Source organism: Rathayibacter sp. Leaf185, assembly GCF_001423885.1.
Lineage (GTDB): Bacteria > Actinomycetota > Actinomycetes > Actinomycetales > Microbacteriaceae > Rathayibacter.
In genome coordinates this window covers 375,643-391,818 of sequence record NZ_LMPP01000002.1, presented here as the reverse complement: position 1 = coordinate 391,818, position 16,176 = coordinate 375,643, and the positions used below count along the sequence as shown (strand labels likewise).

Here is a 16,176-nt window from a genome sequence, read left to right as displayed (position 1 = left end):
CACTCAAAACCTAGCAGTAGTTGGTTTCTGACGGCAGAGGGTGCCGACCCCCTTCGCGAGGATCGGCACTCCGTCAGGAGTGCGCGGCGACGAACGCGCGGCGCTCCTCGCGACGCGCCTCCTGGCGCACGGGGTCGGCCACGGGGGCCGCCAGGAACAGTCGCTGCGTGTAGGCGTGCTCCGGCCGCGCGGTGACCTGGTCGCCGTCGCCCCACTCCACGATCTCGCCGTGGTACATCACGGCGACCCGGTGCGAGAGGTGCCGCACGACCGCGAGGTCGTGCGAGACGAAGAGGTACGCCACTCCGGTGCGCTCCTGGATCTCGGTGAAGAGATCGAGTACGCGCGCCTGGGTCGAGAGATCCAGCGCCGAGACCGGCTCGTCGCAGACGATCAGGCGCGGCTCGAGGGCGAGCGCCCGGGCGATCGCGATCCGCTGCCGCTGACCGCCCGAGAACTCGCGCGGCAGGCGGTCGGCCGCCGACTGCGGCAGGCCCACCTGGTCGAGCAGCTCGCGCACGCGCTTGGAGGCGACCTTGCCGTCGACCTTCCGCACCGTGAGCGGCTCGACCAGGATCTGCTCGATCGTCAGCGACGGGTTGAGCGAGGTGTACGGATCCTGGAACACGACCTGGATCTCGGAGGAGAGCCCTCGGCGCTCGCGCCGGTTCAGGTGCGCGATGTCGCGGCCGTTGTAGACGATCTCGCCTCCGGTCACCGGGGCGAGCCCCAGCACCGCGCGGCCGAGCGTCGTCTTGCCCGAGCCCGACTCCCCGACGAGACCCACGGTCTCGCCGGGGCGGATGTCGAGCGAGACGCCCTTCAGAGCCTTGAACGACGGGGCGCGGAAGCCCTTGCCCGGGTATTCGACGACGACGTCCTTGATGTCCAGCAGGCTGGATTCAGTGAGAGAGCTGGCGCTCATCGCGAGGCCTCCTTCACGGCGGTGGTGGCGACGAGCGGTCCGCGGGCGGGCCCCTCCTCGAGGATCGCGTCGAACAGGGCGCGGGTGTAGGGGTGGCGGGGGTCGGCGAAGATCGAGCGCACCGGCCCGGTCTCGACGATCCGCCCGTCGCGCATGACCGAGACGCGGTCGCACAGGTCGGCGACCACGCCGAAGTTGTGCGTGACGAGGATCATGCCCATGTCGAGCTCGGACTGCAGCTCGCGGAGCAGGTCGAGCACCTCGGCCTGCACCGTCACGTCGAGCGCGGTGGTCGGCTCGTCCGCGATCAGCAGGTCGGGGTCGCACGAGACGGCACCGGCGATCAGCACGCGCTGCGCCATGCCGCCCGAGACCTCGTGCGGGTAGGCGTCGAAGGTCCGCTGCGGGTTGGGGATGCCCACTCGGGCGAGCAGCGCGAGCGCGCGCTCCTTCGCGTCCGCCTTCGAGAGGCCCAGGCACACGCGCATCGGCTGCACGAGCTGGGTGCCGATGGTGAACGAGGGGTCGAGGTTCGACATCGGCTCCTGGGGGATGTACGCGATGCGCTTGCCGCGCAGCTTCGTCATCTCCTTCTCGGAGAGGTGAGCGAGGTCGGATCCGTCGAAGACGATGGAGCCGCCGGTGATGCGGCCGCCCTCGGGCAGCAGGCGCAGGACCGACCAGGCGGTCTGCGTCTTGCCCGAGCCCGACTCGCCGATGAGCCCGTGGATCTCGCCGCGGCGGACCGTGAGCGAGACGTCGTGGACGACGGTCTTCGTCGATCCGTCGCCCTGGCCGTAGCCGACCGAGAGGTTCGTGACGCGGAGCACCTCGGCGGCACTGCCGGAGGCGGACGTCTCCTCGTGCACGACGGTCTGCGGCCGGGCCGCGTCCTCGTCGAGCATGGTCTGGATGCCGATCGTCGAGAGGCTGGTCGGCACGGTGGCCGGCGCCGAGGCCGCCTTGCGCTTCTTCGAGCGCTTCGACCCGGAGGCGCTGCGCTCGAGCTCATCCCGCATCGCATTGCCCAGCAGGGTCAGCGCGATCGAGGTGAGACCGATCGCGAGGCTCGGCCAGAGCATCAGGATCGGAGCGTTGAACACGTTCGAGAAGCCGTCGTTGAGCATCGAGCCCCAGGTCGGGATCGACAGGTCTCCGAGGCCGAGGAACTCGAGTCCGGCCTGGATCGCGATGGCGATGCCCGCGATGAGCGCCGCCTGGATGATGACGGGAGCTCGGACGACGGTGAGGATGTGCCGGGCGATGATGCGGCCGTTGCTGAGCCCCGAGACGCGGGCGGCGTCGACGAACAGCTCACCGCGCACCGCGGTGACGGAGGCGTAGACCAGCCGGTGGAACGCGGGCGACAGCAGGACGCCGAAGATGGCCATCGACAGCCACATCGACGGGCCGATGACGGCGCGGGCGGCGAGGAGCACCACGATGCCGGGGAGCGCCATCAGGAGGCCGGTCGTCCAGGCCGACACCGAGTCGAACCAGCCGCCGAAGTAGCCGGCGAGCAGACCGCTCGTCACTCCGATGATCATCGCGACGAGGAGGGCGACCAGGGCGCCAGCGAGGCTGAACTGCGTGGCGAAGAGCAGGCGGGAGAGCACGTCGCGGCCGGCACTGTCGGCGCCGAGCAGGTGCGCGGCACCGGGCGCCGCGAGCACGTCCTGCAGCGACGCCTTGTTCGGGTCGGCCGGCGCGAGCAGCGGCGCGAGGATCGCCGAGAGCACGACGAGGGCGAGGAAGACGAGCGAGACGAGCCCGATCGGGTTGTGCAGGAGGCGGCGGAAGAGGTGCGTGCGTGCGGCTCGCTCCTCCATGCCCACGGTGAGGGACGGGTCGGGCAGCGGGGCGGTGGAGGTCATGAGAGTCGCACCTTCGGGTTGAGCCAGCCCTGGAGCAGGTCGATGAGCAGGTTGACGATGACGACGATGATCGCCGTGATGAGCACGAGGCCCATGACCAGCGGGATGTCCCCCTGGGTGGTCGCCGTGACCGCGACCTGGCCGAGGCCGGGGATCGCGAAGATCTGCTCGACGATCACCGCGCCGCCGAGGAGGCCGATGAACTGCACTGCGAGGACCGCGAGTGCGGGGCCGCCCGCATTGCGGAGCACGTGCTGGAAGACCACGCGGGAGGCGGGGAGGCCGCGCGAGCGCAGCGTCCGCACGTAGTCCTGGCGGAGGGCATCGATGACCGAGCCGCGGACCTGCTGGGCGACACCGGCGATGCCTCCGATCGCGAGGGCGATGATCGGCAGGGTGACGGTGGCGACCCAGCCCGAGAACGAATCGGTGAGGTTGACGTAGCCGGTCGGCTTGAACAGGCGGAGGTTGATCGCGAAGACCGTCACCAGCCCCAGCGCGATGAGGAAGCCGGGGATCGCGAACCCGAGGATCGAGACCACCTGCACGAGCTTGTCGGCCCAGCCGCGGCGGACCGCGGCCCACACGCCGAGGACGACGGCGATGACCGCCGAGATGAGAGTGGCGCCGATGACCAGCGAGAGGGTGACGCTGACCCGGGTGCTGATGGCGGTCGTGACGGCCTGGCCGGTGAACCACGAGTTGCCGAGGTCGCCGGTGACGGCGTGGCCGAGCCAGCCGACGTACTGCGACCAGATGGGCTGGTCGAGGCCGAGCTGCGCGGCCCGCTGGGCCACCGCCTCCGGCGTCGCGTTCTGTCCGAGGATGCGGCGGGCGATGTCGCCGCCGCCGAGGTAGAGGAGGGCGTACGCGACGACGGAGATCAGCACCACGAGGATGATCCCCGAGATGACGCGTCGCAGGATGAACCTGGTCATCAGTGGTTCCTTCGATCAAGGAGAGACAGCGCCCGAGCGCCGAGAAGGGGAGGGGCCGACCCGAGGGCCGGCCCCTTCACCACCGGATCAGGCCGGGGTGATGTTCCAGAGGTACGGGTAGGCGTTGCCCGTCTGGGTCTCGACCTTGGTGTTCGCATCCGTCACGAAGCTCGACTGCTGGCGGTACCAGGGGGCGAACCAGGCGTTGTCGACCGTGTACTTGTTGACGGCCTGGACGGCTGCGGCGTAGTCCGCCTCCGGGGCGGTGCGCACGGCCTCGATGAGGGTCTCGAGCTCGGGGTCGGCGTTCTTGAAGGGGTTGAAGATCGCGTTCGGGCTGAGCTCGAAGTTGATCAGGGCCCAGTCGGGGTCCTGCTGCAGCGTGAGCCAGGTGGCGGCGTACTTCGGAGCGAGCACGTCGGCGATGAAGTTGTTGCCGGCGTCGGTGTAGGTCACGGTGATGCCGACCTCGGAGAGCTGCTGCTGGATGAGCGTGAAGGTCGCGGAGCCGACCAGCGAGGAGCTGGGCATGTTCAGCTCGAAGCCGTCGGGGTAGCCGGCCTCGGCGAGCAGCTCCTTGGCCTTCTCGGGGTCGTAGGGGTAGTCGTCGTCGAGCGACTCGTCGTATCCCTCGGACGAGGTCGGGAAGATCTGCGTGGTCGGGGTGCCGTAGCCCTGGCCGATGGCCGTGAGCAGCGACTCCTTGTCGAACGCGTAGTTGATCGCCTGGCGGACGCGGACGTCCTTGAGGGCGGGAGCGATCGTGCCGTCGCGGTCGAGCAGGAGCAGGCCCGTCCAGTTGAGCTCGAAGGCGTTGACGGTGAAGCCCGACGCCTCGATCTCCTTCAGGTCGTTGTTGTCGACGGTGTTGGCCGCGTTGACCTGTCCGCCCTTGATCGCGTTCACCAGAGCGGTGGAGTCGCTGTAGACGTTGATCACGAGATCGTCGTAGTGGACCGACTCCTCGTCCCAGTAGCCGTCGCGCTTGGTGAAGGCGTAGGAGGTGCCGATGACGGTCTTCGCCGCGTCGAGCTCGTAGGGACCGGATCCGACCGGCGTGGTCTGGATGTCGGCCGACTCGAACGCCGACGGAGCCTCGACGAGGCCGGCGTTCTGCGTCAGGTAGAAGAGGAAGGTCGGGTTGGCCTGCTTGAGCGTGACGGTGACGGTCGAGGCGTCGGTCGCGACGGCGTCGGCGAGGTCGGCCATCTTGTTCGTGTCGGGCGAGTTGCCGTCGCGGAAGCGGATCAGGTTCTGGGCGACCGCGTCGGCGTCGAGCGTCGAGCCGTCCGAGAAGGTGACTCCATCGCGGATCGTCAGCGTGAGGACGGTGCTGTCCTCGTTGTACTCCCACGCGGAGGCGAGGCCCTCGGTGATCGTGCCGTCGGGCTCGGCGCGGAGGACCGTGTCGTAGACGGCCTGCATGTAGGGCGACTCGTTGGCCCAGTACGAGTCCGCGGCGGCGAACGTCGACAGGGTCTGGATCGCACCGAGAGTGAGGGTGCCGCCCGAGCCGTCGGAGGATCCTCCTCCCGAGTCGGCAGCGCAGCTGGTCAAGCCGACCATCGTGGTGATGGCGATCGCAGCGGCCGCCAGCCTCTTCCATCGGAACATCTTCGGTCTCCAGGTTCTCCCGGCTCGTCCATGAGCCGGTGCCGAGGAAGCTAACACGAAAAACAGATGACCCCTAGGTTTTCATCAAAAAAACTTCGCGGCGTTAGGTTTTCGTGATTTTCGTGACCGGTCACAGGATTCGGGGGTGCCCCTATCTGCGCGCTGACGGGGAGAAACCCAAAAGCCTAATCGACGCCAGGTTTTTGACTCGGAAACCTCGAGGGGCTAGGTTTCTCGCACCGGCGGCATCCCAGCCCGCCCACAGAGCTCCGCACCACCACCTCGCAACGATGCGCCAGGAGGCACTTCATGGCACTCCCCACCTCACCCCCGCGGCGCCCGCGCGGGCAGTACGCCAAGACAGCGGCCCGGCGCGCCGAGATCGTCAGCGCGGGCCTCGAGGTGTTCTCGGCGAGCGGGTACCACGCCGCCTCCCTCCGCGAGATCGCCGAGAAGGTCGGATTGAGCCAGGCCGGCGTGCTGCACCACTTCGCCAACAAGTGGGAGCTGCTCTCGGCCGTGCTCACCCTCCGCGACGACCACTCGATCACGCGCGTGCCGAGCGGCGAGGCCGTCCCCGGGCTCGAGACCGTGCGCGCCCTCGTCGAGCTGGTCGCCTACAACGCGAAGATCCCCGGCCTCGTCGAGCTGCAGTGCGTGCTCTCGGCCGAGGCGACGCATGCCGACCACCCGGCGCACGAGTACTTCGCCAACCGCTACCGCTACGTCGTCGACCTGTTCACCGACGCGTTCGGCGACATGCTCACCCGCGGCCAGCTCGTGCCCGGCGTCGATCCGCGCAGCGCCGCCATCCGCACGGTCGCCACCATGGACGGCCTGCAGGTGCAGTGGCTGCTGCAGCGCGACGCGCTCGACATGCAGGCCGAGTTCCGCCGCTCCGTCCAGACCCTGACCACCGTGGAGGTGTGACCGTGGCGTTCACCCGCGACTCGACCCTCGGCACGGTGCTCGATCACGCCGACGCCGCCGTCGTCGTCCGCCGATTCGCCCCCGGAGTCGTCAACTCGCCGCTGCTCGTGCAGCTGCGCTCGGCGCCGCTGGGCCTGGTCATCGGCATGGACCCGCTGCTGAAGACCGACCCGGCCCGTGAGGCGTCGTTCTGGAGCGCTCTCGGCGCGGTCGACGACTCCGGAGTCGCGGCCCCGCGGCCCGAGCGCGTCGCCGTCGTGCCGCGCGACGACTACGACGACGCTCCCCGCGCCTCTGCGCGGCTGCGCGCCGCTGCTCCGGGCACCGTGCAGGCGGTCTGCGAGATCGTCGTCGACGGACCCTCGCACGGCAACCCGTTCGTCGACGTCGAGTTCTCGGCCGAGTTCCGGCTCGGCGATCTCGCCGTGCGCACCGGCGGCTTCTACGACGGCGACGGCGTCTACCGCGCCCGCTTCCTGCCCCGCGAGGCGGGTGTCTGGAGCGTGACGGTGTCCTCCTCCGCCCGCTCGCTCGACGGCCTGAGCGGCACGGTCGTCGTCGAGGCGGCGCTCCCGGAGGCGCACGGGCCGGTCCGCGTCGCCGACACCTTCCACTTCGCGCACGAGGACGGCACCCGGCACGTGCCGCTCGGTACCACCGCCTACGCCTGGACGCACCAGGGCGAGGCCCTCGAGGAGGCGACCCTCGCGACGCTCGCGGAGTCGCCCTTCACCAAGGTGCGGATGTGCGTGTTCCCCAAGGCGTACCTGTACAACACGAACGAGCCCGAGCTGTACCCGTTCTCGCGCGGTGCCGACGGGGAGTGGGACGTCGACCGCCCCGAGCCGGCGTTCTTCCGCCACCTCGAGGAGCGCGTCGCCGATCTCGCCGCCCTCGGGATCCAGGCCGACCTGATCCTCTTCCACGCCTACGACCGCTGGGGCTTCTCGGACATGGGGCGGGCCGCCGACGACCTGTTCACGCGGTACGTCGTGCGCCGCCTGGCCGCGCACCCGAACGTCTGGTGGTCGCTGGCCAACGAGTACGACCTGCTCTGGTCGAAGTCGGTGGACGACTGGGAGCGGCTCGCCGCGATCGTCGTCGCCGAGGACCCGGTCGGGCACCTGCTCTCGATCCACAACTGCTTCGGCTTCTACGACTACACGCGCCCGTGGATCACGCACGCGAGCGTGCAGCGGATCGACGTCTACCGCACCGCCGAGAACACCGACGCGTGGCGCGAGGAGTGGGGCAAGCCCGTCGTCATCGACGAGTGCGCCTACGAGGGCGACATCGACCAGGGCTGGGGCAACATCACCGGCGAGGAGATGACCCGCCGCTTCTGGGAGGGCGCCGTCCGCGGCGGCTACGTCGGCCACGGCGAGACGTACCTCAACGACCGCGAGGAGCTGTGGTGGTCGAAGGGCGGCGAGCTCATCGGCGACTCCCCCGCGCGGATCGCGTTCCTCCGCCGCCTCACCGCAGAGATGCCCGGCGGCCGCATCGATCCGCTGCCCTCGGACTGGGACGCCCCCTGGGGCGGATCGGGCAGTGTGCAGCTGGTCTACTTCGGCTTCAACCGGCCGAGCTTCCGCACGATCGTGCGCGATCCCGCCGACGAGTGGATCGTCGATGTCGTGGACACCTGGGGCATGACGGTCTCCCGAGTGCCCGGAACCTTCTCGGGGTCGTTCCGCGTGGAGTTGCCGGCGCGGCAGTTCATGGCGATCCGTCTGACGAAGGTGCTGTCATGAGCGGCGCACGGGTCCGGGTGATCTCGGACAACGACTACTCCGGCGACCCCGACGGCCTGGTGCAGCTGGCGCAGCACGCGCTGTCGCCCTCCGTCGAGCTCGGGCTCGTGATCGGCTCGCACTTGCGGCCCGACGACCCCTTCGACCCCTCTGGCCGGTCGGCCGACAACGCGGCATCGGCGGCGCGCGAGGTGCTCGCCCTGTGCGGTCGCTCCGACGTGCCGGTGATCGCGGGGTCGAACCTCGCGCTGGCTGCTGCTCCGGAGGCGTCGCCCGCCGCCCGCGCGATCGTCGCGGAGGCGCTCCGCGAGGATCCGCGACCGCTCTACCTCTGCGCCGGGGCCGGCCTCACCGAGGTCGCCGCGGCGCTCCGCCTCGAGCCGGCGATCGCCTCGAGAATGACGCTGGTCTGGATCGGCGGACCCGAGCACCCGGGGCTCGCGTCGCCTCCGCCCGGCGCCATGCCGATCGAGTACAACCTGCTGATCGACGTGCCCGCCGCGGCCGAGGTCTTCGCCTCGGAGCTTCCGATCGAGCAGTTCGCGCGCGACTCGTACCGCCAGGTGCTCGCCTCGACGGCCGAGCTGCGCGTGCGGATGCACGGCGCAGGCGCCCTCGGCCGGCACCTCTTCGACGCCCTCGACGCCGTCTCGGTGATGGGGGCGACGCACGGCATGAGCTTCGGCGAGACCTACGCGCTCGGCGACAGCCCGCTCGTGCTCGCGACGGCCCTGCTCTCGGCGTTCGAGCCCGACACCTCGTCGAGCCGCAGCGTGCGGGTGCCGCGGCCCGGGATCTCGGAGGCGGGGCAGTACGTTCCGGGGAACGGCGGGCCGGACGTGCGCGTCTACACGGCCGTCGACACGCGCCTGCTGCTCGAGGACCTGTACGCGAAGCTCTCGCTGGCGGGGCTCAGCGCGCCCTGAGCGTACGCGGGACGAGTCCTGCTTCCGCCAGCATCCGCGCCGCCGCGAGCGTCGACAGGTCGTGCCCGTGTGCCCCGATCAGCTGCGCGGCGACCGGCAGGCCCGAGGACGAGCCCAGCGCGATCGGAAGGACGGTCGACGGGCCCATCGCGAGGTTCGCCAGGGTGCTCCAGCGGCTGATCGCGCGCTCGTCCTCCGGCGCGACGGGAGCGGCGGGGGCCGCGAACGGCACGGTCGGGGCGAGCACCACGTCGACGTCGGCGATCATGTCGTGCCAGCGGTCACGGAGTTCGAGCTGCGCGTCCCAGTCGGCCCAGACCTGCGCCGCCGGGGCTCCCGCGGTGGGGTCGCCGACGGTGTCGAATCCGGCCGCCGTGCCGTCGAGCGCCGCTCCGTAGGCGATCTCGTGCTGCACCAGCCGGTCGAAGAGGCGCTCGGCGTCGGGGGTCGCGAGGACGGAGTCGCGGACCGGGCGGACGGTGACGCCCGCGGTGGCGAGGCGGTCGGCGAGCGCGTCGAGCGCCTCCGCCGTCTCGTCGTCGACCGGGGCCGACGCCTCCGACAGCCACAGCCCGACCCTCAGCTCGCCGAGCGCCGCGAAGCGCGGAGCCGGCAGGGCGAGCCGCCAGGGACCGGGCGAGGCCGTTCCCGCGAGCGCCTCGAAGAGCGCCGCGGCGTCGTCCGCGCTGCGGGCGATCGGGCCCGCGACGGAGCAGGAGGGCTCGAGCCGCGTGCTCGTCCGCCACGGAAGGTGGCCGCGCTTCGAGATCACCCCGTTGCTGGGGCGGTGCCCGCAGACCCCGTTCCACGCGGCGGGCACCCGGATCGAGCCGACCAGGTCGCTGCCCAGATCGCCCCACGACAGCCCGGAGGCGACGGCCGCCGCGGACCCGCCCGAGGAGCCGCCGGCCGAGAGGCCGGTGCCCCACGGATTGGCCGTGCGACCGTAGACGTCGTTGACCGTGTCGAGCGAGGCGAGGAACGCCGGGACGTTGGTCTTTCCGAGGATGACGGCGTCGGCCGCCCGCAGCGCCGCGACCGCGGGAGCGTCGTTCTGCGACAGATGCACGCTCTCGGCCGTGCCGACGCTGCCGACGAGCCCCTCGACCTCGAACGCGTCCTTGACCGTGATCGGCACCCCGGCGAGCGGGCCGAGGGGCTCACCGCGCCGCCTCCGCTCGTCGACGGACGCCGCTGCGCGCAGCACCGCCTCGGGGTCGTGCGCCACCAGGGTGCTCGGGTGCCCGGCGACGGCGGCGAGGCGGCCTTCCGCGACCTCGACCGCCGACACCTCCTTCGCGGCGAGCGCCGCCCGCAGCTCCGCGATGCTCGAGAACGGATCGATGCCGGTCATGTGCGCCTCTTCCTCATCGGATCGGTACTCACTGCTCGAAGGGGGCCGTGGCCGTGGGACGAGAATCGCCCCTGCGACGACTTCAGAACGGCGGAAAGTGTCGAACAGCGCCGCGGCCAGCGCCGCCGGTGGACGAGATCCGCCCTTCTGAGGAGCTCAGAACGGCGAGAAGTGTCCAACGGCGCCGCCCCTAGCGGTCCTGCGCGTCGCCGCCCAGCTGGCCGATCACGGGCAGGGGCCCGCCGTCGTCCGCGCCGGTGCGGCGCCAGCGGGCGACCGCGTTGCCCAGGTGGTAGATCACCAGGGCCGCCGCGGCGCCCAGCACGATGCCGCCGAGCTCGAAGCCGCCGGACGAGAACGCGAAGCCCGCGATCGCGATCACGAGCGAGACCGCGGCCGTGTACTGATTGACCGGGCGGGAGAAGTCGACGCGGTTGTCGATCCAGATCTTGATGCCGATCACACCGATGAGTCCGTAGAGCGCGGTGGTCGCGCCTCCGAGGACCCCGGCCGGGATCGAGTTGAAGACGGCGCCGACCTTGGGCGAGAGGCTGAGCAGCACGGCCGTGATGCCCGCGACCCAGTAGGCGGCGGTCGAGTAGACGCGGGTCGCGGCCATCACGCCGATGTTCTCGCCGTAGGTGGTGGTGCCCGAGCCGCCGAAGGCGCCCGAGACGGTGGTCGCGAGGCCGTCGGCGATCAGCGCGCGGCCGGTGTGCGCGTTGACGGAGGAGTCGGTCATCGTCGCGACACCGCGCACGTGACCGACGTTCTCGGCGATCAGCACGAGCACGACGGGGAGGAACATCGCGATGCCCGACCACGTCGATCCGCTCGCGAAGTCGGGGAACGTGAACGGAGGCAGCCCCACCCAGGCCGCGTCGGAGACGGCGGAGTAGTCGATCTCGTTGCGCAGCAGAGCGACGAAGTAGCCGATCACGACTCCGACGAAGATCGAGATGCGGCCGAGGAAGCCGCGGAAGAACACGCTGCCGAGCACGATCGCGGCGAGGGTGACGGTGCCCGTCACGGGCGCCTGCTGGAACGAGAGCCACGCCGTCGGCGCGAGGTTGAAGCCGATCAGGGCGACGATCGCGCCCGACACGACCGGAGGCATCAGCCGGTCGATCCAGCCGAGGCCCGCGAACTGCACCACGAAGCCGACCGCCGCGAGCAGGACGCCGACGGCCACGACTCCGGCGAGCGCCGACCCCGTGCCGCCGACCGCGGTCGCCGCGGTGACCGGAGCGATGAACGCGAAGCTCGACCCGAGGTAGCTGGGCAGCTTGTTGCGCGTGATCACCAGGAACAGCAGCGTGCCGACCCCTGAGAACAGCAGCGTCGTGGCGACCGGGAAGCCGGTGAGCACGGGCACGAGGAAGGTCGCGCCGAACATGGCGACGACGTGCTGGATGCCGATCGCGATCGTGGCGGGCCAGCTCAGCCGCTCGCCGGGGGCGACGACGGCGCCGGGTGCGACGGTGCGGCCGTCGCCGTGCAGGGTCCAGATGGGCATGGGGCTCCTCGGCGGAAGGGCGGGTGGGGGCGGTCCAGAGTAGCGAGCCGGGCCCACTCCTCCGCAGGCCGCGGTGCACGCCCTGTGCCGCGGTGCACGCTCGTTCACCGGAATCGGCGTGCACGGCAGCAGCGGACGCGCACCAGCCGACCTCCGGCTCGCAGGAACACGCAGATCCCACGAGCCGAACCGGATTCGACGAGCAGGGCATCAGCGCAGCCTGCGACGCTCCTCCGAGCCGCTCGCCGCGCCGGGTGAAAGCAGGGCGCGCCTCCCGGACACAGGGGAGCATGAGGAACATGCCAGCTCCCCTCGCGGGCCCCGACCGGTTCGCCGCGGTCGCCGCCGCGGTCGCCGATCCGGTCCGCCGCTACCTCTGGCGCCGCACCGACGAGGCGACGGCCGACGACGTGCTCGCCGCGACGCTCTCGGTGCTCTGGCGCCGCCCCGACGACATCCCCGACGACCCGGTGCCCTGGGCGATCGGAGTCGCGCGTCTGCAGCTGCAGAACGCGCGCCGCACTCAGCGCCGCCAGGTGCTCCTGGCGCAGCGCATCGCCGTTGTCGACCCGCCGCAGGTGCAAGTCGACGCCGAGCAGGGGCCGTCGGAGTCGGACGAGACCGTCCGCCTCGTCCTCGCCCGCCTCCGCGAGTCCGACGCCGAGCTGCTGCGCCTCTGGGCGTGGGAGGAGCTCGACTCCCGCGCGATCGCGGAGGTGCTCGGCATCACCGCGAACGCCGCGTCGATCCGGCTGCACCGCGCCCGGCGGCGCTTCGCCGAGCTGTTCGAGCAGACCAGAGCAGGAGGATCCCGATGACCGGAATCGACGACGACGAGGTCCGCTGGCGGATGCGCTCCGCCGACCCCGCGCGCGGCCTCGCTCCGCTGACCGCCGAGGAGCTCGGCGCGCACCTCGCGGCGGCGACCGGAGACGACACCCCCCGGCACACGCCCACCCGCCGCTCGCGCTGGATGATCGCCGGCGTCGGCGCCCTGAGCGCGGGAGCCGCCGCGTCGCTCCTGCTGCCGCTCGCCTTCGGGGTCGGCGGCGGAGCAGCCTCCACCCTCCAGCTCCCCTCCACCGGGGGCCCGATGGACATGTGCTCCCCTGTGGATGCGGCGGCGCTCGAACCCGCCGAGGTCGCGTTCCGCGCCGAGGCGACCGGCATCGACCAGGGAGTCGTCACCCTCCGCGTCGTCGACCGCTACGCCGGGCAGGTCGCCGACACCCTCGAGGTGACGCAGTCGCCCGAGTCGGCGGTCGACGGCGCCCCGATCACCTTCGAGCCGGGCGTCGACTACCTCGTCGCGGCGTCCGGAGGCGTCATTCTCACCTGCGGCCTGAGCGGCCCCGACTCCCCCGAGCTCGAGAGCGTCTACCGGGAGGCGTTCGCCCTGCGCTAGGCGACGAGCGGCGCTAAGCGAGGAGCGTCAGCAGGCTCCCGAGCAGCTGCGGGACGACCCCCACCGCGAGCGCGCCCAGCCCGAGCACCACGCCCGCGAAGCTCGCACGGCTGCCGCGGAGGGTCTCGTCGGCGCGCAGCCTCCGCCGGGCGCCGAGCCCGAGCACGATCGCGACGACGGCGAGCACCGCACCCACCGCGGGCACGGACATCGACAGCACGGCCGCGACTCCGATCACAGCGGAGGCGAGGGCTCGGGTGTCGTAGGGCCGCATCGCTCCAGCCTGCCACGCCGTTCCCGGCACCCGCGGTGCACACCCGACCCTCCGTGGCAAGCCTCTTAGCAAGCGCCCGGAGCACGACGGACGCTGGAGATTCCCGATCCTTTCTGGAGGCAATGGTGTTCTTCCACGTGCAGCGACTCATCAGCGACATCGAGCAGGACGAGCCGGATCCGGCCGCCGCGAACGCGCTCCAGGAGGGGCTCGGCGGTCAGTTCGGCGAGATGCGCACGATGATGCAGTACCTCTTCCAGGCGATGAACTTCCGCGGCGCCGACGCGAAGCCCTACCGCGACCTCATCCAGGGCATCGGCACGGAGGAGATCAGCCACGTCGAGCTGATCGGCACCACCATCTCGCGCCTGCTCGACGGCTCGCCGCAGTACCAGGGCAAGCCGACCGATCCGCTCGACAAGCCGGGTTCGGGCGGCGCGACTCCGCTGAACATCGCCCTCGACACGGGCAACATCCACCACTACCTCGTCGGCGCGCAGGGCGCCCTGCCGGTCGACTCGGTGGGCAACCCGTGGAGCGGCAGCTACGTCTACAACTCCGGCAACCTCGTGCTCGACCTGCTCTACAACCTCATGCTCGAGTCGACCGGGCGTCTGCAGAAGTCGCGCATCTACGAGATGACCGCCAACAAGACGGCCCGCTCGACGATCGCCTATCTGATCGTCCGCGACCAGGCGCACGAGAACGCCTACGCGAAGGCGCTCGAGACCCTCGGGATCGACTGGAAGAAGACCCTGCCGATCCCGAAGACCAACGCCGAGAAGTTCCCCGAGGTCAAGAAGCTCCTCGACCTGGGGCTGCAGAGCAAGCAGTACACCTTCGACCTCGAGGGCGCGTCGGAGGCGGGGAAGATCTTCCGCGGGGCCTCGCCGTCGAACGACGGCACCGATTTGGAGTCGAAGGAGCAGGCGCCCGAGGGCGTTCCCTCGGTCATCGCTCCCGAGCGCTTCGAGGAGTACGCACCGGGCCTCGACCCCGATCTGCTGAAGCTCATCCAGACGACGGCCGAGATGGAGCTCGACGAGATCAGCTCGTTCTACGGGCCGACCGCGAAGTAGCGGATGCCGGTCTTCCGGCTCCTCGAGCCGAGCCACTGCAGAGGGGCTCGGCTCGAAGAGCTCGCCGCGGCCGTCGGGCTCGGGCTCGACGGCCGCGGCGACGTCGTGGTGACGAGCGTCACCGTGTCGCACCGCGAGGTGCGGGCGGGGGCGCTCTTCGCCGCGCTCCCGGGCCGCCGATCGCACGGTGCGGAGTTCGCCGCACAGGCGGCCGCGGCGGGAGCCGTCGCCGTGCTGACCGATGAGGCCGGGATGACCGCGGCGCGCGCCTCCGAACTGCCCGTGCTCGTGAGCCCCGACCCGCGCACCGCACTGGGCGCCGTCGCCGCCCGCGTCTACGGCACCGACCGGCTGCGACCGACGCTCCTCGGCGTGACGGGCACCAACGGCAAGACCAGCACGGTGCACCTCCTCGACGCGGTGCTGCGGCAGCTCGGAGCGACCTCGGGGATCAGCTCGACGGCCGAGCGGCGCAGCGGCGACCACGTGGTCGCGAGCCGGCTGACCTCTCCGGAGGCGTCGGAGCTGCACGCGCTCCTCGCGCGGATGAACGAGGACGGAGTCGAGTCCGCCGCGATCGAGGTCAGCGCGCAGGCTCTCGTCCGCTCGCGCGTCGAGGGGCTCGTCTTCGACGTCGCCGGCTTCACCAACCTCAGCCACGACCACCTCGACGACTTCGGCGACCTGGGCACCTACCTCCGGGCGAAGCAGCGGCTCTTCCGTCCCGATCGGAGTCGCCGCGGAGTCGTCGTCGTCGACTCGGAGTCGGGTCGCACCGTCGCCGCGGAGGCGGAGGTGCCCGTGGTCACGGTCGGCACCGTCGACGCGGACTGGACCGTGGACGTCCTCGCGTCGTCCGCGACCGGGACGCGCTTCAGGCTCGTGGCCCCCGACGGCTGGTCGATGACCACCTCCGTCCCCCTGATCGGCCGCCACATGGCGTCGAACGCCGCGCTGGCCGTCGTGATGCTGGTGGAGGCGGGCCACGCGCGGTCCGCGATCGCCGCGGCACTCGCCTCCGGGATCGTCGTCTCGGTGCCCGGCCGGACCCTGCTCGTCTCGGGCGCCGAGGGCCCGCGCCTCTACGTCGACTTCTCGCACACCCCCGACTCGGTCGCGCGCACCGTCGACGCCCTGTGCGAGGTGACCCCGGGCCGCGTGCTCGTCATCCTCGGCGCCGACGGCGACCGCGACCCGAGCAAGCGCGCGCCGATGGGCCGCGCCGCCGCCGACCGGGCCGACCTCGTGATCGTCACCGACCACCACCCGCGCTTCGAGGACCCGGCGCGGATCCGCCGCGCCCTGCTCGACGGCGCCCTCGGTCGCGGCTGCGAGGTGCGCGAGGTCCCCGAGCCGGCCCTCGCCGTGCGGGCCGCGCTGGGCGACGCGCGCGCCGACGACTCCATCCTCTGGGTCGGCCCGGGCGACACCGACTACCGCGTGGTGCTCGACACCGACCTGCCGTACTCGCCCCGCGCCGACGCGGCGCTCGCGCTGGCGGAGGCGGGCTGGGCGGTGTGACGGCGCGGGGCCACACGAGTAAGGCTGGATCAGGCGAAACGTCGCATATTCGGGCATCGAGGTCGT

At 71.4% G+C, this 16,176-nt stretch carries 14 protein-coding genes; 7 read left to right on the top strand and 7 right to left on the bottom strand.

Annotation, left to right across the window (positions count from 1 at the left end; translation table 11 throughout):
• Positions 1-73 precede the first annotated feature (73 nt).
• From ASG06_RS09140 to ASG06_RS09125, 4 genes are all read right to left on the bottom strand, one after another.
• Positions 74-925, bottom strand: a complete 852-nt coding sequence (locus tag ASG06_RS09140) for an ATP-binding cassette domain-containing protein (RefSeq protein ID WP_056041292.1) — start codon at positions 923-925, stop codon at positions 74-76.
• On the bottom strand, positions 922-2,799 hold the full coding sequence (locus ASG06_RS09135) for a dipeptide/oligopeptide/nickel ABC transporter permease/ATP-binding protein (protein ID WP_056041289.1): 1,878 nt from the start codon (positions 2,797-2,799) through the stop codon (positions 922-924). The genes ASG06_RS09140 and ASG06_RS09135 overlap by 4 nt, the downstream gene beginning before the upstream one ends.
• Positions 2,796-3,737 (bottom strand): ABC transporter permease, encoded by a 942-nt coding sequence (locus ASG06_RS09130; RefSeq protein ID WP_056041287.1) that lies wholly within the window; start codon positions 3,735-3,737, stop codon positions 2,796-2,798. The genes ASG06_RS09135 and ASG06_RS09130 overlap by 4 nt, the downstream gene beginning before the upstream one ends.
• 87 nt (positions 3,738-3,824) lie before the next feature.
• Positions 3,825-5,351, bottom strand: a complete 1,527-nt coding sequence (locus ASG06_RS09125) for an ABC transporter substrate-binding protein (protein ID WP_056041285.1) — start codon at positions 5,349-5,351, stop codon at positions 3,825-3,827.
• Between the two features lie 309 nt (positions 5,352-5,660).
• On the opposite strand from ASG06_RS09125, the gene ASG06_RS09120 reads away from it, so the two are divergent.
• Genes ASG06_RS09120 through ASG06_RS09110 form a run of 3 tightly spaced genes read left to right on the top strand, consistent with a single transcriptional unit; the run spans position 5,661 to position 8,961 of the window.
• Complete coding sequence (locus tag ASG06_RS09120; RefSeq protein ID WP_056041283.1) at positions 5,661-6,281, top strand: TetR/AcrR family transcriptional regulator; 621 nt, start codon at positions 5,661-5,663, stop codon at positions 6,279-6,281.
• A 2-nt stretch (positions 6,282-6,283) separates the two neighbouring features.
• Positions 6,284-8,035, top strand: coding sequence for a DUF5605 domain-containing protein (locus tag ASG06_RS09115; RefSeq protein ID WP_056042489.1), 1,752 nt, complete (start codon positions 6,284-6,286; stop codon positions 8,033-8,035).
• Complete coding sequence (locus ASG06_RS09110; protein WP_056041282.1) at positions 8,032-8,961, top strand: nucleoside hydrolase; 930 nt, start codon at positions 8,032-8,034, stop codon at positions 8,959-8,961. Before ASG06_RS09115 ends, ASG06_RS09110 begins: the two co-directional genes overlap by 4 nt.
• On the opposite strand, the gene ASG06_RS09105 is transcribed toward ASG06_RS09110, so the two are convergent.
• A complete protein-coding gene (locus ASG06_RS09105; RefSeq protein ID WP_056041280.1) occupies positions 8,948-10,315 on the bottom strand; it encodes an amidase in 1,368 nt (455 codons plus the stop codon). The two genes, ASG06_RS09110 and ASG06_RS09105, sit on opposite strands and share 14 nt — an antisense overlap.
• Positions 10,316-10,505: 190 nt before the next feature.
• Complete coding sequence (locus ASG06_RS09100; protein ID WP_056041277.1) at positions 10,506-11,831, bottom strand: uracil-xanthine permease family protein; 1,326 nt, start codon at positions 11,829-11,831, stop codon at positions 10,506-10,508.
• Between the two features lie 299 nt (positions 11,832-12,130).
• Here ASG06_RS09100 and ASG06_RS09095 point away from each other — a divergent pair, with 299 nt between their 5' ends.
• A complete protein-coding gene (locus ASG06_RS09095; RefSeq protein WP_056041274.1) occupies positions 12,131-12,649 on the top strand; it encodes an RNA polymerase sigma factor in 519 nt (172 codons plus the stop codon).
• Positions 12,646-13,236 carry a hypothetical protein gene (locus tag ASG06_RS09090; protein ID WP_056041272.1) on the top strand — a complete coding sequence of 197 codons (591 nt, stop codon included), beginning with the start codon at positions 12,646-12,648 and terminating at the stop codon, positions 13,234-13,236. The genes ASG06_RS09095 and ASG06_RS09090 overlap by 4 nt, the downstream gene beginning before the upstream one ends.
• Positions 13,237-13,249: 13 nt before the next feature.
• Here ASG06_RS09090 and ASG06_RS09085 read toward each other — a convergent pair whose 3' ends face one another.
• A complete protein-coding gene (locus ASG06_RS09085; RefSeq protein WP_056041271.1) occupies positions 13,250-13,510 on the bottom strand; it encodes a hypothetical protein in 261 nt (86 codons plus the stop codon).
• Between the two features lie 125 nt (positions 13,511-13,635).
• Here ASG06_RS09085 and ASG06_RS09080 point away from each other — a divergent pair, with 125 nt between their 5' ends.
• Both ASG06_RS09080 and ASG06_RS09075 read left to right on the top strand, forming a co-directional pair.
• Positions 13,636-14,589 (top strand): manganese catalase family protein, encoded by a 954-nt coding sequence (locus ASG06_RS09080; protein ID WP_056042487.1) that lies wholly within the window; start codon positions 13,636-13,638, stop codon positions 14,587-14,589.
• A gap of 3 nt (positions 14,590-14,592) precedes the next feature.
• The gene (locus tag ASG06_RS09075; RefSeq protein ID WP_056041268.1) at positions 14,593-16,110 is read left to right on the top strand and encodes a Mur ligase family protein; all 1,518 of its coding nucleotides are present in this window, start codon (positions 14,593-14,595) and stop codon (positions 16,108-16,110) included.
• The last annotated feature ends 66 nt before the right edge of the window (positions 16,111-16,176 follow it).